We start from the raw sequence: 24,690 nt of genomic DNA, 5'->3' as shown, positions 1-24,690 counted from the left end.
GGCACACGGACCGGAACGTCACGCCGATTCGCGCCCGCTTCCCCGTCGATCCCGTACTGCCTGTCAATGCCATGAACATACGCTATCCCTTGTAAGTTGCCCGCGCGACATACATGACGCTCATATTGCAGAAAAACCGCGGGCTAGTACCCAATTCATGGGTACTAGCCCGCGGTCACACAGCAGATTGACTAGTCGTCGCCACGCAGGATGGCCAGAATGCGCAGAATCTCCACGTACAGCCAGATGAGGGTGACTGTTAGGCCGAAGGCCGCGGACCAGGCAGCCTTGACCGGCGCTCCGCGGCGCACTCCCTCGGAGATGTTGGTGAAGTCCAGCACGAGCGAGTAGGTGGCAAGCAGCACGGCGAAGGCGCCGATGGCAAGACCGATCCAGCCGGAACGCAGACCGAACATTCCGTCGATGGCGCCGAACATCATCAGGCCGAAGTTCAACAGTGAGAACAGCCCGTAGCCGATCATCGCAATCATGAACATGCGGGTCATCTTGGGTGTCGCGCGGTACTTGCCGGAGCGGTAGAGCACCAGTGTCACGGCAAAGACCGAGAAGGTCGCCAAGACCGCCTGGAGGGCAATCCCGGGGTACATGCCTTCAAAGACCCCGGAGAGGCCGCCGAGGAACAGTCCCTCAAAGCCGGCGTAAAGCATGATGAGTATCGGGGATGGCTCGCGCTTGAAGGCGTTGACCAAGCCCAGAACCAGCCCGACCAAAGCACCAACGATCATCAACATCGGCAGCTGCCAGCCAATGGCAGCACCAATCAGGACCAGGCCAAGGCTCAGCATGGTCTTGTTGATGACATCGGCGTAGGTCATGCGGCCGGTCTGCTGCGGCGACGCAGAGGGCTGCGAGTACAGGTCCTGCAGGGCTTGAGCGCTCATCGGCTGAGCAGTGGTGGTTGTCGCGGCACCTGTGGCGCCGCCCGCACGGGTCTGCTCGCGGTAATTCTTGGATCTGAAGACCGGGTTTCCGCCCAGGGCCATGGTGTTTCTCCTCGGTAGGGTTGTAAGTAAATAGCCTACGTTGGTTCAACGTTCGGCGTTGACTAATAAATCCCGTTCTGACTAGATTTTACAAGTGTTCCAAGAAACCTTCATCCTTCCCGGCACAGCGCGCCCGAAAACGACTCCTATCCATCCACGTCAACCACCGCAGAGCGCGTATGGCTTCGACCACCAGTGGATCTGGGGTTGGCCCTTGGTCGCCGCTGGCTCATAGGCTACAAGCGCATTCCAAGTCCCAACCCAACCGCGGGAGCAGGGGTCGCGCCCGATCAGAACAGGAAAAAGCAACCCCGAGAAATCCGGTCAAGCACTGGAGGTTTCTGCTGTGCCTTCGCGACGCCCTGCCAACTCTGCTCACATATGGCCCGGATGTTGGGGAACCCCTGACAACCTAGATGCCGCCCTGGGGATCGCGATCTGCAACGATGACCTCGTCCCTGCACAAGCTGTCAAACGACTAGGCGCTTATGGAACGCACCCATTGTTGACGGCTCCCGGGTCCACCGGCGTACGACCCGGCTAGGAACGCCATCCGGCGTTTGGTGGCGCGGCCTGTCACAGACGCTAATCCAAGAAGTCTGCAATACCACGTCGAGATCATCCGTTCAACGAACCCATTGGAGCATCACATGGCCAAGAATGCATTTGCCATACTGCTGGCTATAGCGTTCCTACTCACTAGCACCGGATGTAGCGCAAGCAGCCGCGCAGAAAGGGTTTCAGCGGGATGGAATGAAGCCTTGATGGAGATTCCAGGTGTGGTTAGTGCTCGATCACACGACACCTTAGTTCCCGGAATGAGCCGCAGCGGCATGGTCCAGACAGTCATTGAGGCAGGGGGCCGAAGCCCCGAGGACGTTATGCTCGAATCGCTACGGGGCTTCTCAAAGCTCACCAATCGCGCCAAACCCGCGGCAAGCGTGAACTACAGCGTTCTGGTCGACGGCTCGGATGTACTTTACAGACCAGATATCGTGGGGATGGAGAGCGGTCCGTCAATACAATCAATTGCCGACTTTGTTGCCCAGCACCCGTAACGGCAGCCAAATTCAGCGCTACGGGCCCGATGCGGCAAACGCCGCCCGCTCCCCAAGGACAACGGGCACCCGTTGGTTTGTACCCCCAGTGGGACTCGAACCCACAATCCTTTCGGCAGCTGATTTTAAGTCAGCCGTGTATACCAATTCCACCATGGGGGCCTACCCGACTAAGCGTACAAGATCGTTTCCGTGCTGGTGAAACCAGCCAATACACTGTCGCCGAAAAAGGGGGACGGTGCGAACGCCGTTCGGCTCTCCCGGGGCCCTGGCCTATCACCCTGGGCCCCGGTTCCGCGGCGCTGCTAAACCGCCCTGCTGGCTCGAACGCTAGGAGCGCGGCTTCGGGGTTGCGGCCTCCACGAAGGTTGCGCGCGGGGTTTCGAGGTTATTCAGCTGCAGGGTGTCGCGAGTGAAGAAGAATGCAACCATCCAGTCACCCAGGACGCGGAACTTTCGCTCGAAGGTCGGCATGGCCATGCCGTGGTAGCCGCGGTGCGCCATCCAGGCGGGCCAGCCTTTGAGCTTGAGGCCCATGACCTTAGCTACGCCCTTGTTACGGCCGAAGCCGGCAACGGCACCGAGGTTCTTGTGCTTGTAGTTCTTGACCTGTCCCACGCCGTAACGGGTGGAGTACAGGTTGTGTGCCAGCAATTTGGCCTGGCGTACGGCGTGCTGTGCGTTGGGCACGCAGGTTCCGTCGGGCAAGCCGCCGGTAACGTCCGGCACTGCCGAAACATCGCCGGCTGCCCAAGCACCCTCGATGGCGATTCCGTCTTCACCGGTGATACGCAGGTCCGTGCCGGTCATGACACGGCCGCGCGCCTCGATCGGGAAGTCGGTGGAGCGAACCATCGGGTTGGCCATGACACCGGCGGTCCAGATCAAGGTGTCGGTCTCGAACTGGTCTGCAGGGGTCTTCTCGGGCATGTTGATCAGTTTGAGCACGCCACCCTCGGCGTTGTCCAGTGAGGTGTTCAACAGGACCTCGATGCCGCGGCTGCGCAAGTGGTCGACCACCCACAGTGCCTGATCCTCGGTCACCTCGGGCATGATGCGGCCCATGGCCTCGACCATCACGAAGCGCATCTCGTCCTTGCCGATGCGGCCGTTCAAGGCTGCCTCGTGGCGGGCCATGTCCTCGATTTCGGTGATGGTTTCGATGCCGGCAAAGCCTCCACCGACAACGACGAAGGTCAAGGCTCGCTTGCGCGCTTCGGCATTGGCCATCAGCGAGGCCGACTCGATGCGCTCAAGGATCTTGTTGCGCAGGGCAACTGCCTCCTCGATGGACTTCAGGCCGATGCCCTCGTCAGCCAAGCCGGGGATAGGGAAGGTGCGGGTGATGGAGCCCGCAGCCATGACGACATCGGTGTACCCGATCTCAAACGGCGCACCGACAACCGGCACGACAACGGCCTTATTGTTTTTGTGGTCGATGGCCGAGACGCGGCCGGTGATCAGTTCGGCGTGCTTGAGGTGCTGGCGGTGCGAGACGACAACGTGGCGCGGTTCGATCTGGCCACCGGCAACCTCGGGGAGGAACGGCTGGTAGGTCATGTATGGCAGAGGGTCGACAACGGTAACGATCCCGCCGTGGTCCTTGACCTTCTTCTGCAGCTTCATCGCGACGTAAAGTCCAACGTAGCCACCGCCAACAACAAGGATGCGCGGGCGATCGGAAAAATGTTTGGTGATAGGCATGTTCCCCATCCTAGCCCCAAGAACAACGTTTGTGAAAGTCTTCACTAATGGTCTACCGGGGTCGAGAGGTGCCCTTCAGTCCGCCTTGCTAGGACCCTTCGCCGGACTCGGGAAGTTCGTCGAATATGTCCTTGCCCCCCGTTCGGTCACTGAGTTTCAGCTCCGACAGGGGTGTGCTGTTGGCGGTTTCGGCAACCTCGGCGCGGCGGCGTGCGCGGGCAAAGTGAAGGCCCCCACCCGCCAGGGTGAGCAGTATCATTCCGCCAAAGCCCATCACCAGCAGCGGAGGCAGGAATGCATCGGAATCATCCGGCGGCAGCGGCTCCGGGGCAGCAATGGTCTTTATGTCGGACTTCTCCGTCGAGATCCCGGGATCATCGGTCTTGCTGGGGTCGGTCTGCTGCCCGCGACGGTGGACCCGGATCCATTCGGTGATGGTGTTCAACGGGTTTGCCTCGACCTCGGGGACATCGGCGGTCAGAGCCGCGTGCGCATCGAGGATGCCGTGTCCATAGAGGTTGTCGACTCCGGGCCCGCCTGCCTCGCGTGCCGTCGCCAAGATCCTGTTGATGACCTGGGGCGCTTTCATCTGGGGGTATTTGGAGCGGATCATCGCGGCAACACCGGCAACAAGCGGGGCGGCCCCGGAAGTCCCGGACCAATCGGCATACTTGCCACCGGGCAACCCGCCTACCAACGGGTCCGCGGGGGCCGCGACGCCGATGCTGATGCCTTCGGTCGAGGAATCCACGCTTGCCTTGCCCTTGCGGTCGATTCCGGCGACGGTCAGCACCCCGGGGATCGTTGCCGGTGCCCCGACCTGCTTCATCCCACCGGCGCGGTTGCCGGCAGCTGCAACAATGACCACGTCGTGGTCCTCTGCGTATTTGAAAGCCGTGTCCCAGCTCGTGGGCCAGTCAGGCTGCGTGGATCCCAGCGAGATGTTGATAACCTTCGCGCCGTGATCAACCGACCATTTCACGGCCGCCGGCACCTGCTGCTCGACGGAGATCCCCGCGGGGTTCTCCGTACCCATCCACAACGAGACCGAGAGCAGCTCGGATTCCGGGGCCACCCCGATCACGCCGTTAGGACCAGGACCCGGTTTCGGGATCTCGATCTTCTTGGGTTTCTCGGGCGGATCTTCCTCTTCTTCTTCGGCGGTCTTCACGGCACGCTCATAGGCGATTTTCTGCGCTTCGGCATCCGCCTTGGCTTCGGCGATCGCCGCGGAGTTGTTTCCGCGCCCGGCAAGCAGCGTCGCCACCAACGTCCCGTGCTCCGGCAGCGTGCCCAGGGGCCTGGATCCGTCCGCCGCTCCGGCACCGGAGACGTCCTTGCCGCCGATGACGGCCCCGCGAAGATCGGGGTGGCTGGTGTCGATGCCGGTGTCGATAACCGCGATCTTGACGCCCTTGCCCTTGGAGGTTTCCCAGGCCTTCTTGATTCCCGAGGATTTCAGCCACCATTCCCCGTCCCGTGCCGGATCGGCATGTGCGGCGGGAACCACGGCGAAGGAAAACGACAGGCAGAGGAGAAAGGACAGGAGCGTGGCGGTGTAGCGGCGCACTCGGTGGCTCAAGTGTTCTCCTTGCGTTGTGCGTTCGGGTTGGGGCTGCAGTGACTAGTGAATCCGGCCAAGCCGCAAGGCGATCCCATCAAGAATATCGTGCTCCGAAGCGGTTGCCGTGGTGATCCTTCCCTCAGTGGCCTGGGCCACCCGTTCCAGGATGCATCCGAAGATCAGCGCTCCGGCGGCAATCACGTCCACTCTCCCGGGGTGCATGTAGCCAAGTGCGGTCCGGGTTTCACGATCCGCACCGAGCAGGAAACCAACGGAGGATTCAAGGTCCTTGATCTTCACCTCGGCACCGTGGATGCGCTGCGAATCGTAGTGATCCAGGCCCAGTGCCGCGGCGGTAATCGTGGTGATGGTTCCGGCGACGCCCACGATCCTCTCCACGAGGGTGAAGTCAACGCTCTGCTGGGCTTCGTCGATCACGGCGTTGACCTGGGCCCGTGCTGCCTCAATGCCCTCGGAGGTCGGCATCTCGTTGCCCCAGAAACGCTCGGTGAGCCTGACGCTGCCCATGTCCATGCTGCGCGATGCCACCGGCCCGTTCCCGTCGCCCAGCACAAATTCGGTGGATCCCCCGCCCAAGTCGATGACCAGGATGTGGCTTCCTGGAGTTGTTTCCACCACCGAGGTGGCCCCTGCAAAGGAGAGCGCCGCTTCGGTTTCCCCGGGCACGACCTCCGGATCCACGCCGAGGCGCTTGCGCACCCCGGCAACGAACTTATCCCGGTTCCTTGCATCGCGGGTGGCCGAGGTCGCAACAAAGCGAATATTGGTGGCTCCGTGTTCGCGGATCATCACGGCGAATTCGTCAATGGCCGCGAAGGTGCGTTCCAGGGCCTCGTCGGCGAACTCGCCGGTGGCATCGACTCCCTGGCCCAGTCGCACCAGACGCACCTCGCGCACCACGTCGGTGAGCACCGGACCCGCAGCGCTTTGATCGGTGTCCGCGATGAGCAGGCGGATCGAGTTCGTACCGCAATCGATGGCGGCAACCCGGTTGTTGTGCCCGGAGGCCCCCTCGGTCGGTGCCTGGGTGTCCTGTGTTGCTGCCGCTTCGCGGGCAGCCCGTGCCGCGGCACGCTCGGCCTTCTTCACGGCCGGGTCCACTGCCTGGGTCTTCACGTGGCGCGAGCGGTCCTGGCTCGGTGCCGGGCCAACGGTGTCCCAGGCTCCTGCGCATGTGCATTTCGCCGGGGTCCACCACTCGGCAATGGCTTCCAGTGCACGGTCGCCCAGCGGGTTCACGCCCGGGCCAGCAGCCAGCGAGTGTCCCACGAGCACATGCAGGCACTTGACGCGGGTGGGCATGCCGCCGGCGGAGACCCCGGCGATTTCGGCAACGGGGCCGGTGCCCGAACGTTCGCCGATGGCATCGCGCACGGCCAGGTATTGTTCATGGGCCCTGGCGTAGTGGGTGGCCAGTGCTTCGTCCTGTCCCAGCTCCGTGTTCATCTGGTTCATCAGCCCGGCGGCCTCCAGACGCGAGACCGCGGCGGTGATCCCGGGGTGGGTCAGGTAGTAGGTGGTCGGGAACGGGATTCCCGACGAGAGCCGGGGTGCGGTGGTGGCCACCAACGGGTTTCCGCAGATGCAGCGGGCACCGATTTCCACGACATCGCGTACCGGGCGGTTCAGCTGGCGGGACAAGGTCTCCAAATCCTCGGCGCTGGGCACTCGGGCTGCTGCATCGAGTGCTTCATGGTTTTGGTTCGCGGCGTCCACGGTTGGAAGCATCTCCTGGTGTTGGTGCGGGCAAGTCGTGTCTATGTTTTTCGAAGGCTCAGTCGGTGGCTGCGCGCTGCACCGAATCGAAGAGTGCATCGACCCAGGGAAGGTCCGTACGCACTTCCTTGGGGCTTTGGTTTGCTTCCCCGGGGTTCTCTTCCTCCGGCTTGTTGCCGACGACCATGTAGTTGCGTTCGCCGGGCATGACCAGGTTTATCCGGTCACGGGCCTGCTGCTTGATGTACAGCGGATCATCCCAGCGCGCTATTTGCTCCTTGAGCGCTTCCTGCTCTGCCTGCTTCGCCTCGATTGAGGTGCGCATGGTGGCGACCTCGTCGCGCTGGCGTGCATAGGTGCCAATGCTTGGAACCAGCAAAACGGCGAAGACGGACAGCGCGATACTCAGTGCCAGCAGCCGGCCAGAGAAGCTTCGTGCGGGAATGGGCTTCTTGGGTCCCGCCGCTTTCTTACGGATGGGTTTTTGCGCGGATCTCTCGTCCTTGCGCACCGCCCCGGAGAGCAGGTTCCTGTCCTCGATGCGGCGCTGCGATGCCGTCGCCTTCGGTTTGGGCTGCGGCTGGAGCTTCGCAGCGGGCGCGTGTTCGGCGGGCGCCTTGGGCTTGGGTGCCGGCTTTTTGGCAGTCAGCCTTGGAGTGACGGTTTCGGGCTTGCCCTCGTCGTTTATCTGGCCCATGGGGACGACCTTGGGCTCCTGCCCGGGACCGGGTACGCCCTTGGAAAGCCCGGCAACGCGCGGCGCAGCGGTCTCGGCCGGACGCTTCGTGCCCGCGGCCGAGTCCCCCGAGCGTGGCATGGGAGGACGTCGCGTGGCCATCGCACTCCTTGCCGTCTTGGGCCGGTGCCATCGCGCGTGGCTCCGGGAAAGTTGTTCCTGGGGTTCGGGTTTTCGGTTGGGAAAACAAAAACTCGTGGGGGAACCAAGAATAGTTCCCCCACGAGCCTACGTGTAATTACGGCTGTTTATGCACTGAAACGCGGGAAGGCACCAGCGCCGGCGTAAACCGCCGCGTCGCCGAGTTCTTCCTCAATGCGCAGCAACTGGTTGTACTTGGCAACGCGCTCCGAGCGGGCCGGGGCACCGGTCTTGATCTGGCCGGCGTTGGTGGCAACGCAGATGTCGGCGATCGCGGTGTCTTCGGTCTCACCCGAGCGGTGCGAGGTGATGGTGGTGTAGCCGGCGCGCTGGGCCATGGACACGGCGTCCAGGGTCTCGGTCAGCGTGCCGATCTGGTTGACCTTCACCAGCAGCGAGTTGGCCGTTGCCGAGGCGATGCCCCGCGAGAGACGCTCCGGATTAGTGACAAACAGGTCGTCGCCCACCAGCTGGACCTTGGCCCCGATGGCGTCGGTGAGGGTCTTCCAGCCTTCCCAGTCATCTTCGTCCAACGGGTCCTCGATGGAGACCAACGGGAAATCGGCAACCAGGGCTGCGTAGTAATCGCTCATCTGTTGGGCGTTGATCGACTTGCCTTCGAACTGGTAGGTGCCGTTTTCGAAGAACTCGGACGAGGCAACATCCAGGGCCAGGGCGATGTCCGAACCCGGGGTGTAGCCGGCGCGGATGATGGCTTCGGTGATCAGTTCAAGGGCCGCACGGTTGGATGGCAGGTTCGGCGCGAAGCCGCCCTCGTCACCCAGTCCTGTGGACAAGCCCTTTTCCTGCAGCACTGCCTTGAGGTTGTGGTAGACCTCAACGCCCCAGCGCAGGCCCTCGGAGAAGGTCGAGGCGCCGATCGGTGCGATCATGAATTCCTGGATGTCGACATCCGAGTCGGCGTGCGAGCCACCATTGAGGATGTTCATCAGCGGAACCGGCAGCACATGGGCGTTCGGGCCGCCCAGGTACTTGTACAACGGCAGGTTCGAGGACTCGGCTGCGGCGTTGGCCACGGCCAGTGATACGCCCAAGATGGCGTTGGCGCCCAGCTTGGCCTTGTTCGGCGTGCCGTCCAGGTCGATCATAGCGATGTCGATGGCGCGCTGGTCGGTGGCGTCCATCCCTTCGATGGCAATACCGATGTCATCGATGACGGCGCCGACTGCGCCAAGAACACCCTTGCCCTGGTAACGCTTGGGGTCTTCGTCGCGGCGCTCGGCTGCTTCGAAGGCGCCGGTGGAGGCGCCGGAAGGAACTGCTGCCCGGCCCATTGAGCCGTCGGAGAGCAGGACTTCAACCTCAACGGTTGGGTTGCCACGCGAATCAAGGATCTCGCGGGCGTGGATGGCTTCAATCAATGCCATGGGAAGGTACTCCTTCAAGGGGTGTGGATGTTGGTCGAACGTGAACTGCATCATGCAGGCGCCGTTGCCTGCTCCCTAGCCTAGCTTGGGGCACATCAAGTTCACGAAGTTGTTTCGCCGCGACTATGCGGAGGCTTGCGCAACGCGTTGGGCCACCACCAGGCGCAGGGCCCTTTCGGCGTCCAGGCCCCGTGCCTGGGCGATCCGGCACAGGGCAAGCAGTTGCTCCCCCAGCTCCCGCTCGTCCCACCGGTTCTGGTCGCACAGCGGATCGCCGCCGACCGGTTCATTCCCCGATGGCGAAAGAGCGGTGTCGGGCGTTTCGCCGCCTCCTGAGATCGCCGCGTGGCGCTCGGTGCGGGAAAGAAAGGTTTGCGCATACAAAAGGGCCGGCAGGTTGTTGGGCATGCCCGCTGCAGCGGATTCATTTAGCGGCTTCTCCGCGCGTTTGGCCCTGTCCCAGGACTCGATGATCTCGGCGATGGAATCCGGGAAGCTTTCCTTGAGGGTGCCGTCGGCATAAAAGACGTGGGTGTTGCGCCGGATCATTTTTGCGCCCAGGCCCTCCGCGATCGAGTCAAGGTCGAATCCGTGGCGTTCGGCCCCGATGGCCGCGTGCAGCACCACCTGCAACAGGATGTCTCCGAGTTCGCCTCCCAGCTCGGCATCCGGGGCGTGTGTTTCGATGGCCTCGGTGAGTTCGTAGGACTCCTCCAGGAGATACTGCACCAGGGATTCATGGCTCAAGGCTGCCGTCCACGCGCAGTGCTCGCGCAGCTGGGCAATGATCTCGACAAGCCTGTTGACCGGCTCACTCACTGATGCTTCTTCCTGTCTTGGCGGACCAAACGGTCCGTGGACCGGGTTGGACCGGTCCACGGGCACAAGGGCTGAAACCGCTTAGTCTTCGTCGTCGTCGTCGTCGAAGGACTCGAATTCGAAATCTCCGCCATCGTTTTGTTCATCGGCAAGCTGCTCATAGGCCTCGTTGATGAAATCGACCAGGGCTTCGCGTTCCTCCAGCGGAAGGAACGCGGCCTCGGCCGCGTTCAGCGTGAGGTCCAGGATGTCCTCGAGGTCGTAGTCGAAGGCCTCGACGAGCAGTTCGAACTCGTCCGAGAGGGTGGTGCCGCTCATCAACCGGTTATCCGGTGAGATGGTGACGTTGAAACCGGTCTGCACCAACAGATCGACCGGGTGGGATTCGATGCCTTCGCCGAATTCGGCGGTGGCTCCGGTCTGCAGGTTCGATGACGGGCAGATTTCCAGGGCGATGCCGCGGTCACGGACCCAGTTGGCCATCGGTCCCAGGTTGACCAGGCCGGTGTCCTCGCTGACTTCCTCGCCGTCGTCGTCGAGTCCGCCGAACTGGATTTCGATGTCCTCGGCAATGCGCACGCCATGGCCGAGGCGCTGGGCGCGGCCGGTGATCAAAGCATCCCGGATGGAATCGAGGCCAGCTGCCTCTCCTGCGTGGATGGTGGTGGGGAAGAAGTTCTCGGCCAGCAGGTCGAAGGCCTCTTTCATGCGCGAGGGCGGGAAGCCGACCTCCGCACCGGCAATGTCGAAACCGACGACGCCTCGGCTGCGGTGGCGCAGGGCGAGGGCGGCGATCTCCGTGCCGCGGTCCGTGTGGCGCATGGCGGTGACCAGCTGGCCGACCTGGATCGGGGTCCCGGCCTCGGTCAGCCTGTTGCTGGCTTCCTCAAGTCCCTCCTGGACCGCCTCCACGGCGTCATCCAGGGACAATCCCTCACGCAGGTGTTGCTCCGGTGCCCAGCGCACCTCGCCGTAGACCACGCCGTCGTCCACGAGGTCCTCGACGAACTCGCTGGCTACGCGGATCAGTGCCTCGCGGGTCTGCATCACGGCGATGGTGTGGTCAAAGGTTTCAAGGTAGCGTTCGAGGGAACCGGAGTCGGCCGAGGCCCGGAACCATGCGCCCAGTTCCTCGGGGTCGGTTGTCGGCAACTTGTGGTTCGCTTCGGCGGCCAGCTCAATGATGGTTTGCGGGCGCAATCCCCCATCGAGGTGGTCGTGCAGCGAAACCTTGGGCAGCGCCCGGAAGTCGAAGGATGGGTCATAGGCAATGTGGATCATCTCGTCAGTCACCCGCCCAGCCTAACGGTGCGTGTCCGGTTGCAACAGCCGGTGGCCGTGGTTTCGAAGCAATTGTTCACCCAACGCACCGGCGCTGTTCAGCTGCCACCCGTCGGCGTTACGCCGCCCTCCTGGGCTACGGCTGGAACACGCACCGTGCGCCGGAGCCCCACCATGGCCGCCGGATCGGTGGCAAACGGGTCCGGTTGATTGGTGCCCCTGCGCCCCAGGCGCACCAGCACCGCGTGGGACACCTTGTCAATGAGGTAGCCCATGACGATGGCCAGGCAGACCGAGATGGCGATTCCCAGCAGCTTGTTCTCATGGAACCATGCCCCGGCAGCCACTCCTATCGCCACCGAGTAACTGGCCCAGGTCAGGGATCCGGCGATGTCCAACAGGGTGAAGCGCCTGTAGGAAAAGCCCGTGGCCCCCGAGCTGAGGTTCACCACGACCCGCCCGATGGGAACGTAACGTGCCGTGAAAATGAGCATCGCCCCGCGCACGTTCAGTTCGCGGCCGGCAAAGTCGAAGAGCCGTCGGGTCCGTTCCCTGCGCATCCAAGCGAAACGCTCGGTCCCGATGCGCCGACCGAGCCTGTAGGCGATCTGGTCCCCGGCGATGGCCCCCGCGGCACCGGCGAGTATCAACAGGTAGAGGTTTGGTACCCCGGTTCCGGCGGCCACCACGGCCAGGGCCACCAACAGTGTCTCGGAAGGCAGCAGCGGAAGAAACCCGTCGACAAAGCAAAAGAGGCAGACGATAGGCAAGATCCACCACGCGTTCGCAGCGTGCACGATGGCTTCGTTTATCAGCTCCACAGCGATTATGCCGCGGAAAACGTTAAGCCGGGTTTGGGAAGTCGCCCCTTACCGTTCAGGGGTTTGGAACCCATTCCTCGGCTTAATATTTTGGCTTAACGTGTCTTGTATCCATGTTCCCAGTGGAAGGACAAGACAATGGATGCGACAGTTGCGGCCCTCGGCGATATCATCGTGACCGCATTGAAAGACGCCGACTACATGCAGTCGACAATCAACCAGTACCGCAAGTCCATCAAGTGGCTCGGGGTCCTGGCAGAAGAACAAGATGGCCAATACACACGCGCCTTGGGCAAGAAGTTCGCCTCAATGACCGTCAGCCCCCGGACCGGCAAATACAGTGCCCAGCGTCGTTTCGATTATGGCCGGCTGGTGTGCTTGCTCGACTCCTACGTACTCACCGGCACCGTGGACCTGTCCATGCGGCCCCGTGGATTGCAGAAGGAATTTCCCAACAGCCCGGAATTCGCCGACCTGTTGGATTCGTGGTCTCAAGACATGGAACAACGCGGATTGGCACGTTCAACACAAACATGTTTGGGTGGGTTAGCTTGCGAGTACTTGAGGTTTTTGGAAGCTGGCAGAGTTTCCTCATGGGATGCTGCCGACGGGGCCAGCGTCCTGGGCTTTCTTGAATCCCTTCGTGACAGGTGGGCTGCCTCAAACATGTGGTCGGCGGTATCAAGCTTCCGCCCATTCCTGAAATTCACGCAGCGTACAGACCTGCTTGATGCGCTGGCTTTGGCCCGCACAAAACGACACCATGACATCATTCCCATGATCGATTCCGGAGTTGAACGGCAAGTTGTTGACGCTTGCCAACACGGTTCAGTCACGGCACGAAATGCAGCGATTACCCTGCTCTGCCTGAGCACGGGCCTGCGCGCATGCGATATCCGTAGCCTGCAGTTGAAAGACATTCATTGGCGGGAAGGCACGATTGGGCTGGTGCAGCAAAAGACGGGCAACCCGTTGACGCTACCGCTAGCACCATTGGTCCTGGCCAAGCTTGCGCAGTATGTGCTTGAGGATCGGCCCACTTCCGATGCCCATGAAGTGTTTTTGAGGCTCAAGGCCCCACACGTTGCCTTGAGTGATCATGCAGCGATTTACGTGATCGTTAACAAGGTCTTCCATGCCTCGGGAATGAAAGATATGAAGGTTGGTACGCGGTCTCTTCGCTACAACGCAGCGTCCAAGTTGTTGCAGGCGGGCGCCGCTTTGCCAACGATTTCAGCGATCTTGGGCCATGCTCACACTGATTCAACAAATGTGTATTTGAGCGTGGACACTGAACAGCTACGCTCTTGCATTCTTCCGTTGCCGGGAGCTGGCTTGTGATGGGAAAATTTGAATTCACCAGTGTGTTTGCACGGGAACTGTGGCTGTTTCTTGCGTTCAAGGAAAGCATGGGTTGCGCTGGCGCATCACGAATCTACTACCTGCGCAGCTTTGATGCCTACTGCACGGAACATAACGTGCGGTCCTTTGACCAGCAAGCCATCGAAGGTTGGGTGCGCTTCAAGAAGTCATCACAACCAGGGTCCAGCCCCTCGTGGATGTCATACATCAGGGACTTCGGCCGTTGGATGCGTACCCACGAAAACCCCGACGCCTATGTGCTTGCTGAATCCTGGAAAAGCGAGTTCTACCGCTCTCAGCCCTACTTGTTGAGCAGCAAAGAAGTCGATGCATTCTTCGGATCCGCTACGGATCTTCAGACAACGTCTCCGTGGCGGTGGCAGTCCGTCGCATTCTTTGGGCTGATGCATTCGTGCGGGCTACGGACCTGCGAAACCCGAAGACTTCAACCCCAGGATGTCGACCTCACCGCAGGGTTCATCAACGTGTTGTGGTCCAAGGGCAACCGGAGCCGGCGATTGCCACTGAACGATCAGATCATCGCGGTCCTTGCCGATTGTGACAAGATCTCCCGTCAGCAATTCGGGCAACACCGTTCCGCGTTCTTTGTCTCTTCGACCGCCGCACCGGTAGCGCTGTCCACTCCCGGGGTCATGTTCAACAGGATCTGGAACCAAGCAGGTTTGCCGTTATCCCTCGGCGGCAAGCTACCTCATCCATATTCTTTCCGCCATCACTTCGCCTACGCGAACATCGAACGGTGGATGGCCGAAGGCCGAGACATCAACGCAATGATGCCCTATCTTTCGCGTTATATGGGGCATGCGACGCTGGACAGCACCTTTTACTACATTCACACATCACCGGACTTCATGGATGGCTACGCAACTCTCGTGCAGGAAAGCCAAGGAATGATTCCCGAGGTGGGATTCGAATGAAACACACGCCGCAAGAACCAACACCCAATTTCTGGGGTTACGCCCGGAACTACCTGCACGACTATCTGCCCCACGTGAGGGCACTGGCGCCGCGCAGCATCGAGGCTTACCGCATCAGCCTGGAAAACTACGTCAACTACCTGGTCACTGAGCAACACGTTCACCGCCAAGACATCAGCTTCGATCACTTCGAACGGCCATTCTTGAAGGCCTGGCTGGCATGGATGCGACAGGTCAAGGAATACCAGCCCACAACCATCGGATTGCGCCTGAGCGCCCTCAAAGCCTTCCTTGGGTTCGCTTCCGCCGAAGACCTGACCTTGGTCGCGGTTTATCAAGCAGCCAAAAACATCAAGGCCCCGACACCACCGCGTAAAGCCATTGAATACCTGCAGGAGAACGAGACAACGGCAGTCCTTGCCGCTTTCGATGGCAAGGACTTGAAGTCACGCAGGAACCGTATGCTGCTGATCCTGCTCTATGACAGCGGTGCCCGCGTCGGTGAGATCACGGGGCTCACCCTTGATGATCTGAAGCTGGAAAGGCCAGCCCACCTGACCCTAACCGGCAAGGGAGCCAAGAGCCGTATCGTGCCCTTGGGAGAGAAAACAGTTGAGCATCTCAGGGTCTATCTGGATGAGTTCCATGCGCGAAGCGCAGCCCACCGCGCAACGTGCCCCCTGTTTTATAGCTGGCACCGTGGACAAGCGATTGCGCTTTCCAGCGATACGGTTGCCGCCGTGCTCAAGAAAGCTGGAACACTCGGCCGTGAACAATGTTCCTCAATTCCAGGGAACCTTCACTGCCACATGCTGCGGAAGACCAAAGCCATGGACCTTTACAAGCAAGGCATCCCGCTTCCACTGATCATGCAGCTGCTCGGGCACGAAAGCATGAGCACCACCTCGGCGTTCTACGCCTTTGCGACCCTCGACATGATGCGAGAAGCCATGAACGCCGCCACACCTGCAATCAGCGACGCAACCACCGAAATGCTCAGCGAAGACAAGATTCAACTGCTCTATTCACTGAAATAACCAAAAATGTTAAGCCGAGGAATGGGTTCCAAACCCCTGAACGGTAAGGGGCGACCTCCCAAACTCGGCTTAACGTTTTCCGCGGCATAATCGCTGTTAAGCCGAATTCGGCTTAACAGCGAAACCGGCTTTCACTCTTCGGTGCCCAACGCCGCGTTCCCCCCGGGCACGGCGTGCCCGGGGGGAACGCGTTCCGCGTACTTCCCATTCTCCCGCACAAACCCGTGTTGGGCATCGTTCCACGGGTGGAAAGATGGACCGCACCCAAACGGCATCCACGGGCCGGGCCGGCGGGGAACGGACGGCCACCGGTTGATGTACGTTGCCCGGGCAAATCCCCTAGGAGGCGGAGATCCTCTCGTGGATCAGCACCATGTCGGGCCTGTTGCCCGCCGGCGCAATGCTTGCCGCGCGTTGCAAGGATTCCCGGGCCCTGGCGAAGCGTTCCGGGGTGTCGGTGAGCATCGTGGCAAGGGGCTGCCCACGGCGCACCACGTCCCCGGGCTTGGCGTGCAGACGCACCCCGGCCCCTGCCTGAACCGGATCCTGGCGGCGGGCACGTCCGGCGCCCAGGCGCCAGGCAGCCACTCCGACATCCATCGCGTCAAGGGAAGTGATGACGCCGTCGGCCTGCGCGTAGATCGTTTCCGATTCCTTGGCCACCGGGAGCGCTGCGCCGTTGTCCCCGCCTTGGGCGGCGATCATGGCACGCCATTTGTCCATCGCCCGCCCGTCCTTCAGCGCCGCGGCGACATCAACGTCGTGGATCCCTGCCCCGGCGAGCATCTCGGTGGCCAGGGCCACGGTCAGCTCCACCACATCGGCGGGCCCTCCCCCGGCCAACACCTCGATGGATTCTTCCACCTCGATGGCGTTGCCGGCGGTCAGGCCCAGCGGGGTGTCCATGTTGGTCAGCAGCGCGACGGTGTGCACCCCTGCATCGGTACCCAGGTTCACCATAGTGTTGGCCAGTTCGCGGGCATCCTGGATCGACTTCATGAAGGCGCCGGAGCCGACCTTGACATCGAGCACCAGCGCCCCGGTGCCCTCGGCGATCTTCTTGCTCATGATCGAGGAGGCGATCAGCGGGATCGCTTCGACGGTGCCGGTGACATCACGCAGTGCGTAGAGCTTCTTGTCCGCCGGTGCCAGCCCGGCACCGGCGGCGCAGATCACCGCACCGACTTCGGAAAGCTGGCGCATCATGGCCGCGTTGGACAGATCCGCACGCCACCCTTTGATGGCCTCGAGCTTGTCCAGGGTGCCGCCGGTGTGCCCCAGGCCCCGGCCCGAGAGCTGCGGGACGGCAACCCCGAACGCCGCGACCAGTGGGGCCAGGGGCAGCGTGATCTTATCCCCTACCCCGCCGGTGGAGTGCTTGTCGATGGTTGCCATCGCCAACCCTGCGGGGGTGCGCAGGGTTGAGAAGTCCATGCGTTGCCCGGAATTGATCATGGCAGTGGTCCAGCGGGAGATCTCCGCTCGGTCCATCCCGTTGAGCAGGATCGCCATGTTCAGTGCCGCCATCTGTTCCTCGGCGATGACCCCACGGGTGTATGCGTCGATGGTCCAGTCGATCTGCTCCGCGCTAAGCGTGCCGCGGTCGCGCTTGATGCTGATGATGTCCACTGCGTCAAAGTTCTCGGTGCTCATCAATGCTCCATTCGTGCCGGATCATTCCCGGACCTAGAGGTTGTGCGGCCCGAACGCGTCGGGCAGCACCTGTTCCATGGTTTGTATTCCGTTGGGTGTCATCAGCGCCATCCTTGACCCGCGGTGCTCGGAAAGCAGCTGGCGGCATCGCCCGCAGGGCATCAGCGCTGCACCTCGTGCGTCCACGCAGTAGAACGCGTGGAGCTTGCCGCCGCCGGTGGCAAAGAGCTCGCCGATCATGTTGCATTCGGCGCACAGGGTGACACCGTAGGCGGCGTTTTCGACGTTGCAGCCGGAGATGGTCCGGCCGTCCTCGGTCATGGCTGCGGCCCCGACCTTGAAGCTCGAGTACGGCGCGTAGGCACGGTTCATGGCCGCGACGGCTGCGAGCCGGAGTGCTTCCCACTCGGCTTCGCCGACCACGGGAAGGGTATTGGCGGCTTCGCTCATGGCATGCTCCCGCTAACCCTTGACATAGGGTTCGCCGACGGCCGCCGGAGCCCTGGATTTGCCGACCAGCCCGGCCACGGCGAAGATCGTGACCACATAGGGCAGCATCGCCATGAACTGGCTGGGCACCGGGGTACCGATGATGGTTAGGATCGACTGCAGGTTGTCCGCAAAGCCAAAGAGCAGTGCGGCGAAGAACGCACCGATCGGGTTCCATCGACCAAAGATCACCGCGGCCAGCGCGATGAAGCCACGCCCGCCGGAGATCTCCTTGGTGAAGGAGTCGATGGCGACCAAGGTGAAGAAGGAACCGCCGATCCCGGCTATCGCGCCTCCCATGACCACGTTGGTGAAACGCGTGGCGTTGACCTTGATGCCCAGGGTGTCCGCTGCCAAGGGGTGCTCGCCGACGGCGCGCACGCGCAGGCCCCAGCGGGTCTTGAACAGACCGATCCACACCGCGGCAACCGCAATGTACATCAGGTAGCCCACGATGGACTGACGGAAGAGGATCGGGCCGATGATCGGGATGGCAGAGAGACCCGGGATGTCGATGACCGGTAGGCGGCCCGGTGAGTTGTAAAGCTCCGGGTCCTCCTGCATCACGGTGGTGAACAGGAACCCGGTGATACCGGAGACCAGTACGTTGAGGACAACGCCGACAATGATCTGGTTGACCACGTATTTGATGGTGAAGATCGCCAGCACGACAGAGACCAGGGCGCCGGCCGCGGCGGCTGCCAGCAGGCCGAGCATCGGGTTGCCGGTGACCGAGGCGATGATCGCGGCGCTGAAGGCACCGCCGAGCAGCTGGCCCTCGATGGCGATGTTTACAACGCCCGCCCGCTCGCACAGCACACCGGAAAGCGAGCCGAAAACCAGCGGGACCGCCAGGGTCACCGATCCGGCGATCAACCCGGCCAGGGAGATCTGCGGGGTGCGGGCCCCGGAGACGACCCAGACGAGGAAGGAGAAGATGAACAGCGCGGCAAAGACCATCGGCACCCAGCCCGGTGTCGGGCGGCGCTCGCGGGCCATGAAGATCGAGTATCCGGCCAAGACGCACATGCCAAGGCCGAGTACGATACCGGTAGCAATGCCGGGCATGACCAAATCGGGCAGCATGAAGACGTCCCCGCCGGTGGAGATTCCGAAGGTTGCGCTCTGGTCAGAGCCGGCGAATCCGAAGAACACCAGTGACAGCAGGCCAACCACCGAGAGCATGATCGGGGTTTTGAAGCTCACCGGAGCAAGCGGGCGCATCTTGGTGGGCAGGGTTGGGGCCGGCGCGCTCATGCGCCACCTCCTTGGCTGGCAGGTGCAGCGGGCACGGGTGCCGCGTGCTTGGGGGGCTTGTTCTTGGGTTTCCTGTTGAGCCCGAACATGGCTCGCACCAGCGGTGGTGCTGCGATGAACAGGACAATCAGCGACTGGACAACCAACACGATGTCGATCGGGGTTCCCGTGGAGATCTGCATGGTCACCGCACCGGCGCGGAATGCCCCGAAGAGCAGGCCGGCGAAGAACGTGCCCCAAGGGGTGGACCGACCCAGCAGGGCAACGGTGATGGCGTCAAAACCCAGCGAGGCGGCAATACCGGCAGTGAGCACCTTTTCGGTGCCCGCCACCTGGGCAACACCGGCGGCGCCGGCCAAGGCACCGGCGATGGCCATGACCAGGATGGTGGAGCGGGCCACGTTCACCCCGGCGGTGCGTGCGGCGGCGGGGTTGATGCCCACGGCACGGAACTCGAATCCGATGGTGGAACGCTTCAGGATCCAGGCAACCAGGACCGTCAACAGGATCGCCATGACGAATCCCAGGTGCAGGCGCGAACCCGGCAGCGCCGGGAACACCGCGTTGGCATCGAGGATCGGGGAGATCGGATTGGTCTCCCCCGGGCGCTGGAACGCCGTGGTGTTGAGCAGGAAGTCAAGGAAGTACAGGGCCACGTAGTTGAACATGATCGTCAGGATCACTTCATGGGCCCCGGTCCTGGCCTTGAGCAAGCCCACCAGCCCGCCCCAGATGGCGCCGCCGACCACGCCCATGAGGACCACCAGCAGCAGGTGGATCCCGATGGGCAGGTGCCAGGCGAAACCGGCATAGGCGGCCATGATGGCGCCGATGATGATCTGGCCCTGGGCACCGATGTTGAACAGGCCCGCGCGGAAGGCCAGGGCAACGCCCAGGCCTGCGCAGATCAGCGGGGTGGAAACCGTGAGGGTCTCCAGGAACGGGGCGAAGCCCTGGTTCGAGTTGTAGATCGAGCCTTGGAAGAGCGAGACGTAGGAGTCGGTCCCCGCGGCCCACAGGGCGCCGAAGAAGTCCGAAGGCCTTGAGAAGAGGTAGCCGGCGGTCTCCGCGACCTTGGCGTCGGTCGCGGCTATCAAGAAGCCGCCGAGCACCAAGGCAACGAACACCGCAAGCACCGAGACGAGCCCGGGGCCCTGCGTGACCTTCACCCAGACGCTTTGTTGGCCGTCTTGGATGGTGTTGGTGTGAAGCGGCGGCGGAGCGCCGGGGGAAAGTTCGCTCTGGCTCACGCGAAGTCTCCTTCTATGTCGTCGGGGGAATCCTTATGTGCGTCATCGGCTTCCTCGGGCGAAACGCCGGCCATCATCAGGCCCAGGACATCACGCGGGGTGCTGGCATCCACGATGCCTATGAGCCGGCCCTTGTAGAGCACGGCAATACGGTCCGCGAGCTGGAGAACCTCGTCCAGCTCGGTGGACACGATCATGACCGGGGTGCCTTCGTCGCGTTCGGTCACGATGCGGCGGTGCAGGAACTCGATGGAGCCCACATCCACCCCGCGGGTGGGCTGGGAGGCGATGAACAGGCGCAGCGGGCGGGAAAGCTCGCGCGCCATCACCACCTTTTGCTGGTTGCCGCCGGAAAGCGAGGAGGCGAGGTTTTGGGCCGAGGGGGTGCGCACGTCGAACTCGGCGACCCGTTGTTCGGCGTTCTTCCTGATCTCTGCGGGGCGCATCGAGATGCCCTTGGCAAAGGGGGGCTTGTCGTACAGGTCAAGGATGAGGTTCTCGGCAATGGTGAAGTCCGCGACCAGTCCGTCCGATGTACGGTCCTCGGGCACGAAGCCGATGCCTGAACCCAGCACCTGCTTGACGCTGCGGCCCAGCAGTTCCTTGCCCTCGAGCGTAATGGATCCGGTGACGCGGTCCTGGATACCCAGGATCGCCTCGGTGAGTTCGGTTTGCCCGTTGCCTTGGACACCGGCAATGGCAAGGATCTCTCCGCGGCGGATCTCGAAGCTCAGGTCATCAATCACGCGTTGGCCGGTGGTGGAGGTGACGGTGAGGTTCTTGACGGTGAACGCGACCTCGCCGGTGTCCGCCGGCGTCTTGTCCATGGTGAGCTTCACCTCGCGGCCCACCATCATGGAGGCCAGTTCGGTGGTTTCGGCACTTGGCGGGGCGTCTCCCACGACGCGGCCGCGGCGAATCACCGTGATCACGTCGGAGACGGCCTTGACCTCGCGCAGCTTGTGGGAGATGAAGACGATGGAGGTGCCATTGCTGCGCAGCTGGCGCATGATGTCCAGCAGCTCGTCGGTTTCTTGGGGTGTCAGCACTGCGGTGGGCTCGTCGAGGATCAGTACCTCTGCGTTGCGCACCAATGCCTTGATGATTTCCACGCGCTGCTGCACACCCACCGGAAGGTCCTCGACCAAAGCGTCGGGGTCAACGTCGAACCCGTACTTGTCGGAAATCTCGCGGATCTTCTTCCGGGTGACCTCCAGGTCCAGGAAATCCCCGGCCTTGGTGGCCTCGGCGCCCAAGGCGACGTTCTCCGCAACGGTGAAGACCGGAATCAGCATGAAGTGCTGGTGCACCATGCCGATGCCCGCTGCCATTGCATCGCCGGGACCGCGGAAGGAAACCGGCTTGTCATCGACCAGGATGCGTCCGGCCGTTGGCTCGTAAAGGCCGTACAGGACGTTCATCAGCGTTGACTTGCCTGCCCCGTTTTCGCCGAGCAGGCAGTGGATCTGCCCCTCTTCGACGACGAGGTCGATGTTCTCGTTGGCGTAAAACGATCCAAACGCCTTCGAGATTCCTTGGAGTTCGAGTTTCACGACACCACCATTCTTGGTTATCAGATACCGATGGCGGACCTAGTGGGTCCTGCCATCGCCGTGTCCCTAACGGTATGTTCCTTCAGACTATGCAGGCCAAAGGCGCGCTGCCGGCCCCGAACGCCTACTCCTGGAGGGAGCCGGCGTTAGGGGCCGGCAGTGCGCCGGATGGTGCTGGGTCAATAGGTGCACCGGAAATGGGTGCTAGGACTTCGGGCTGGAGTCCGATTCGACCTTGATCGAACCGTCGATGATCCCGGCCTTCAGTGCTTCGAGCTCGGACTTGGTCTCGTCGGAGACCTTGGAGTCGAAGTCGTGGAACGGTGCCAGTGCGACGCCGCTGTTTTCCAGCGTGCCGACGTAGGCGGTGGAATCGAAGTTCCCGGCCTTGTCCTCGGTGATGACCTTCTCGACTGCTTCGTCCATAGTCTTGATGACCGAGGTCAGCATGACGTCCTTGTAGTCAGGCGCGGTCAGGAATCCATCGGAGTCGACCCATACCAGTGAGGCGGACTTGCCCGATGCATTGGCAGCCTTCACGGCAGCGCCGGCGCCCTTGCCGACCGGTCCCGCCACGGGCATGATGACGTCCGCACCCTGGTCAAGGAAGTTCTTGGTGACCTGCTTGCCCTTGTCCTGCTTCTCGAAGTCGCCGGTGAAGGTGCCGTCCTGCTTTTTCTTGTCCCAGCCAAGGAGTTTGATGTCCTTGTTCTTGTCGGTGTTGTACTTGTCAACGCCGTCGGCGAAGCCGTCCATGAAGATGGTCACGGTCGGGATCTTGATACCGCCGAAGGTGGCAACGGTTCCGGTCTTGGACTGCGCTGCCGCGGTGTAGCCGGCAAGGTACGCGGCCTGGGCCGTGTCATAGATGATCGGTTTGATGTTCTTGATCGGGTCGGCGTATTCGAAGTCAACGATCGCGAAATGCTTCTCAGGATTGGCTTCGGCGGCGGCCTTGGTGGCATCTCCGAGCAGGAAGCCAACGGTGATGGTCAGGTTGCAGTTCGCGCTCATCATGCCGTTGAGGTTGGTGGCGAAGTCGGAGTTGGCCTTGGACTCGGCGCTCTTGGGCTTGAATCCGAGGTCCTTGCCGGCCTGGGTCAGGCCGCGGAAGGAGGATTCGTTGAAGGACTGGTCGTCGAACCCGCCGGAGTCCGAAACGATGCAACCGAGGTAGTCGGAGGATGCTGCAGAGCCGGAAGCCCCACCGTCCTCGGGTGCTGCACCACAGCCGGAAAGTACGAGTGCCGAAATGCCGAGCGCGGCTGCTGCCATGCCGGTCTTGCGCTTGATGGTGCGCATAGGGTTTTCCTCCATAAAGTTACGAGCTACAAGTCATGGCTTGGATGTGCAACGGGCGCCCCTCGCCGATTTCGGCACCGTGGTTAGCCACCTGCGGTGCCAAGCGTGAGTGGGTACTCGCCGATCGACGGATCGCCTTGAAAAGACGAAAACCATTGATCGGAAAGGACCTCTTCACACCCACATAGCCTAGCCTGTAAAACGCTTAACGTGAGGAGCGCAAATATAACAACCAGATAACGCTGCGCGTATCCGCTAGCTGCCCGGATTCGCCCGTAACTGGGCAATCGCCCGCATGGCAGCGGCCGTCATGACTGTAACGCCAACCTCGATGGCTGACTCGTCGGGGATGTAGTCCCCCCGATGCAGGTCGTAGTCCTCGCCCCCGGGGGTACGGGTACCAAGGCGCATCATGGCACCGGGAACCTTGTTGGTCATCCAGGCGAAATCCTCCCCGCCCATGGACTGCGGGGTGAGCACGATGGCCGGTGAACCAAGCTCTGAGCGGGCCGAGTCCTCGATGAGGTCGGTCTCCTCCTCGGTGTTGATCACCGGGGGGACCCCGCGGATGTGTTCGAGTTTGACCTCGACGCCGTACGGGCTGGCGATCTGGCGCACGACCTCGTCGAGCATGTCCCCGGCGCCTTCCCAAGCCTCGCCGTCCAGGCAGCGCATGGTGCCGGCCATGTATCCGGTGCCCGGGATCGCGTTGGGTGCGCTTCCCGCGTGGATCTGTCCCCAGACAACCGAGACAGCGCTGCGTACGTCGATGCGGCGTCCAAGCACGGCAGGTACGTTGGTGGCGATCTGGCTCATCGCGAATACCAGGTCCTCGGTCAGGTGCGGGCGTGAGGTGTGTCCGCCGCGTCCGTTGAGCTCGATCTTGATGGTGTCGCTCGCGCTGGTGATCGCCCCGATGCGGGTGCCGATCTTTCCGGCGTCGATGCGCGGCTCGCAGTGCAGTGCCAGGATCCGCGGGACATCGTCGAGTACACCGGCGGCGATCACCGCCAACGCGCCGCCGGGCATTTTTTCCTCGGCCGGCTGGAAGATCACCCGGATCCGTGCCTGCAGCCCGGAATCGTCGTCAATCGCCTTTAGCGCCTTGGCGACCCCGACCATCACGGTGGTGTGGATGTCGTGGCCGCAGGAGTGCGCCACCCCGTCAACGACCGAGGAGTATTCAAGGCCCGTTTCCTCCAGGATCGGCAGCGCATCGATGTCCGCGCGCAGGGCCAGGGCGATGGGCCCGGTGCCGATGTCGACGTAGGCGCCGGTCTCTTCGAGGGCGATCGGTTCCAAGCCTGCCTCACGCAACCGGTTCATGATGCGTTCGGTGGTCTTGTACTCCACGAAGGAAAGCTCCGGGTTGGCATGGATCTCGCGACGGAATTCCACCAGCTCGTCCATCAGGGGCTTGACCCATGGCTTGACGGAGGGCAGTCTCAGGTCTTGATTCATACTGGTGCGCACCTTATCGACAATACGCGTTTGGACCTGCCCTTGGGCAGTGGACTTCGAATTGTTGCCTCGGGCCGCTTCGTGCTGCCGATTGCCGGTGGGCACCGCAAGGGCCGCTGCCTGCGGTGCGTAAAA

Annotated in this window: 20 protein-coding genes and 1 tRNA gene; 4 read left to right on the top strand and 17 right to left on the bottom strand. The window is 62.4% G+C overall.

Annotated elements, in window-relative coordinates; genetic code table 11:
• Positions 1–191: 191 nt before the first annotated feature.
• Positions 192–1,004 carry a Bax inhibitor-1/YccA family protein gene (locus ABEA12_RS11150; RefSeq protein WP_210101742.1) on the bottom strand — a complete coding sequence of 271 codons (813 nt, stop codon included), beginning with the start codon at positions 1,002–1,004 and terminating at the stop codon, positions 192–194.
• 650 nt (positions 1,005–1,654) lie between these two features.
• On the opposite strand from ABEA12_RS11150, the gene ABEA12_RS11145 reads away from it, so the two are divergent.
• Complete coding sequence (locus tag ABEA12_RS11145; protein WP_210101743.1) at positions 1,655–2,062, top strand: hypothetical protein; 408 nt, start codon at positions 1,655–1,657, stop codon at positions 2,060–2,062.
• 80 nt (positions 2,063–2,142) lie between these two features.
• On the opposite strand, the gene ABEA12_RS11140 is transcribed toward ABEA12_RS11145, so the two are convergent.
• From ABEA12_RS11140 to ABEA12_RS11095, 9 genes are all read right to left on the bottom strand, one after another.
• Positions 2,143–2,224: transfer RNA gene (locus ABEA12_RS11140), tRNA-Leu, on the bottom strand.
• Positions 2,225–2,392: 168 nt separating this feature from the next.
• Positions 2,393–3,766, bottom strand: a complete 1,374-nt coding sequence (locus ABEA12_RS11135) for an NAD(P)/FAD-dependent oxidoreductase (protein WP_210101744.1) — start codon at positions 3,764–3,766, stop codon at positions 2,393–2,395.
• A gap of 88 nt (positions 3,767–3,854) precedes the next feature.
• Entirely contained in the window at positions 3,855–5,348 is a 1,494-nt protein-coding gene (locus ABEA12_RS11130; RefSeq protein WP_210101745.1) for a S8 family serine peptidase, read from the bottom strand.
• A gap of 42 nt (positions 5,349–5,390) precedes the next feature.
• The gene (locus tag ABEA12_RS18695) at positions 5,391–7,067 is read right to left on the bottom strand and encodes a DUF501 domain-containing protein (RefSeq protein WP_425571772.1); all 1,677 of its coding nucleotides are present in this window, start codon (positions 7,065–7,067) and stop codon (positions 5,391–5,393) included.
• Positions 7,068–7,125: 58 nt separating this feature from the next.
• On the bottom strand, positions 7,126–7,905 hold the full coding sequence (locus ABEA12_RS11115) for an FtsB family cell division protein (RefSeq protein WP_345468174.1): 780 nt from the start codon (positions 7,903–7,905) through the stop codon (positions 7,126–7,128).
• A 146-nt stretch (positions 7,906–8,051) separates the two neighbouring features.
• Positions 8,052–9,332: a phosphopyruvate hydratase gene (eno, locus tag ABEA12_RS11110; protein WP_210101747.1), complete on the bottom strand. Its 1,281-nt coding sequence runs from the start codon at positions 9,330–9,332 to the stop codon at positions 8,052–8,054.
• Positions 9,333–9,455: 123 nt separating this feature from the next.
• Positions 9,456–10,151 carry a MazG nucleotide pyrophosphohydrolase domain-containing protein gene (locus tag ABEA12_RS11105; RefSeq protein WP_210101748.1) on the bottom strand — a complete coding sequence of 232 codons (696 nt, stop codon included), beginning with the start codon at positions 10,149–10,151 and terminating at the stop codon, positions 9,456–9,458.
• Between the two features lie 81 nt (positions 10,152–10,232).
• Positions 10,233–11,432, bottom strand: a complete 1,200-nt coding sequence (locus tag ABEA12_RS11100; RefSeq protein WP_210102651.1) for an adenosine deaminase — start codon at positions 11,430–11,432, stop codon at positions 10,233–10,235.
• 98 nt (positions 11,433–11,530) lie between these two features.
• Complete coding sequence (locus ABEA12_RS11095) at positions 11,531–12,229, bottom strand: DedA family protein (protein ID WP_345468170.1); 699 nt, start codon at positions 12,227–12,229, stop codon at positions 11,531–11,533.
• A 162-nt stretch (positions 12,230–12,391) separates the two neighbouring features.
• On the opposite strand from ABEA12_RS11095, the gene ABEA12_RS11090 reads away from it, so the two are divergent.
• The 3 genes from ABEA12_RS11090 (at position 12,392) to ABEA12_RS11080 (ending at position 15,590) form a co-directional block, all read left to right on the top strand.
• Positions 12,392–13,594, top strand: a complete 1,203-nt coding sequence (locus tag ABEA12_RS11090; protein WP_210101750.1) for a tyrosine-type recombinase/integrase — start codon at positions 12,392–12,394, stop codon at positions 13,592–13,594.
• Positions 13,595–13,662: 68 nt separating this feature from the next.
• A complete protein-coding gene (locus ABEA12_RS11085) occupies positions 13,663–14,553 on the top strand; it encodes a tyrosine-type recombinase/integrase (RefSeq protein WP_345468166.1) in 891 nt (296 codons plus the stop codon).
• Positions 14,550–15,590: a tyrosine-type recombinase/integrase gene (locus tag ABEA12_RS11080; protein WP_210101752.1), complete on the top strand. Its 1,041-nt coding sequence runs from the start codon at positions 14,550–14,552 to the stop codon at positions 15,588–15,590. Before ABEA12_RS11085 ends, ABEA12_RS11080 begins: the two co-directional genes overlap by 4 nt.
• Before the next feature lie 339 nt (positions 15,591–15,929).
• Here the strand turns inward: ABEA12_RS11080 and ABEA12_RS11075 are convergent, their stop codons facing one another.
• The 7 genes from ABEA12_RS11075 to ABEA12_RS11045 form a co-directional block, all read right to left on the bottom strand.
• Positions 15,930–17,243 carry a thymidine phosphorylase gene (locus ABEA12_RS11075; protein ID WP_210101753.1) on the bottom strand — a complete coding sequence of 438 codons (1,314 nt, stop codon included), beginning with the start codon at positions 17,241–17,243 and terminating at the stop codon, positions 15,930–15,932.
• Positions 17,244–17,276: 33 nt separating this feature from the next.
• A complete protein-coding gene (locus ABEA12_RS11070) occupies positions 17,277–17,693 on the bottom strand; it encodes a cytidine deaminase (protein ID WP_210101754.1) in 417 nt (138 codons plus the stop codon).
• A gap of 12 nt (positions 17,694–17,705) precedes the next feature.
• Entirely contained in the window at positions 17,706–18,989 is a 1,284-nt protein-coding gene (locus ABEA12_RS11065) for an ABC transporter permease (protein WP_210101755.1), read from the bottom strand.
• Positions 18,986–20,239 (bottom strand): ABC transporter permease, encoded by a 1,254-nt coding sequence (locus ABEA12_RS11060; protein WP_210101756.1) that lies wholly within the window; start codon positions 20,237–20,239, stop codon positions 18,986–18,988. Before ABEA12_RS11060 ends, ABEA12_RS11065 begins: the two co-directional genes overlap by 4 nt.
• Positions 20,236–21,792: an ABC transporter ATP-binding protein gene (locus tag ABEA12_RS11055; RefSeq protein WP_210101757.1), complete on the bottom strand. Its 1,557-nt coding sequence runs from the start codon at positions 21,790–21,792 to the stop codon at positions 20,236–20,238. Before ABEA12_RS11055 ends, ABEA12_RS11060 begins: the two co-directional genes overlap by 4 nt.
• Positions 21,793–21,996: 204 nt before the next feature.
• Positions 21,997–23,094, bottom strand: coding sequence for a BMP family lipoprotein (locus tag ABEA12_RS11050; protein ID WP_210101758.1), 1,098 nt, complete (start codon positions 23,092–23,094; stop codon positions 21,997–21,999).
• A 255-nt stretch (positions 23,095–23,349) separates the two neighbouring features.
• Positions 23,350–24,555 carry an amidohydrolase gene (locus tag ABEA12_RS11045; protein WP_210102652.1) on the bottom strand — a complete coding sequence of 402 codons (1,206 nt, stop codon included), beginning with the start codon at positions 24,553–24,555 and terminating at the stop codon, positions 23,350–23,352.
• Positions 24,556–24,690: the final 135 nt, after the last annotated feature.

It is taken from the genome of Paeniglutamicibacter antarcticus, assembly GCF_039544305.1.
In the GTDB taxonomy this organism is placed as follows: domain Bacteria; phylum Actinomycetota; class Actinomycetes; order Actinomycetales; family Micrococcaceae; genus Paeniglutamicibacter; species Paeniglutamicibacter antarcticus_C.
This window is presented reverse-complemented; position numbering and strand designations above follow the sequence as displayed.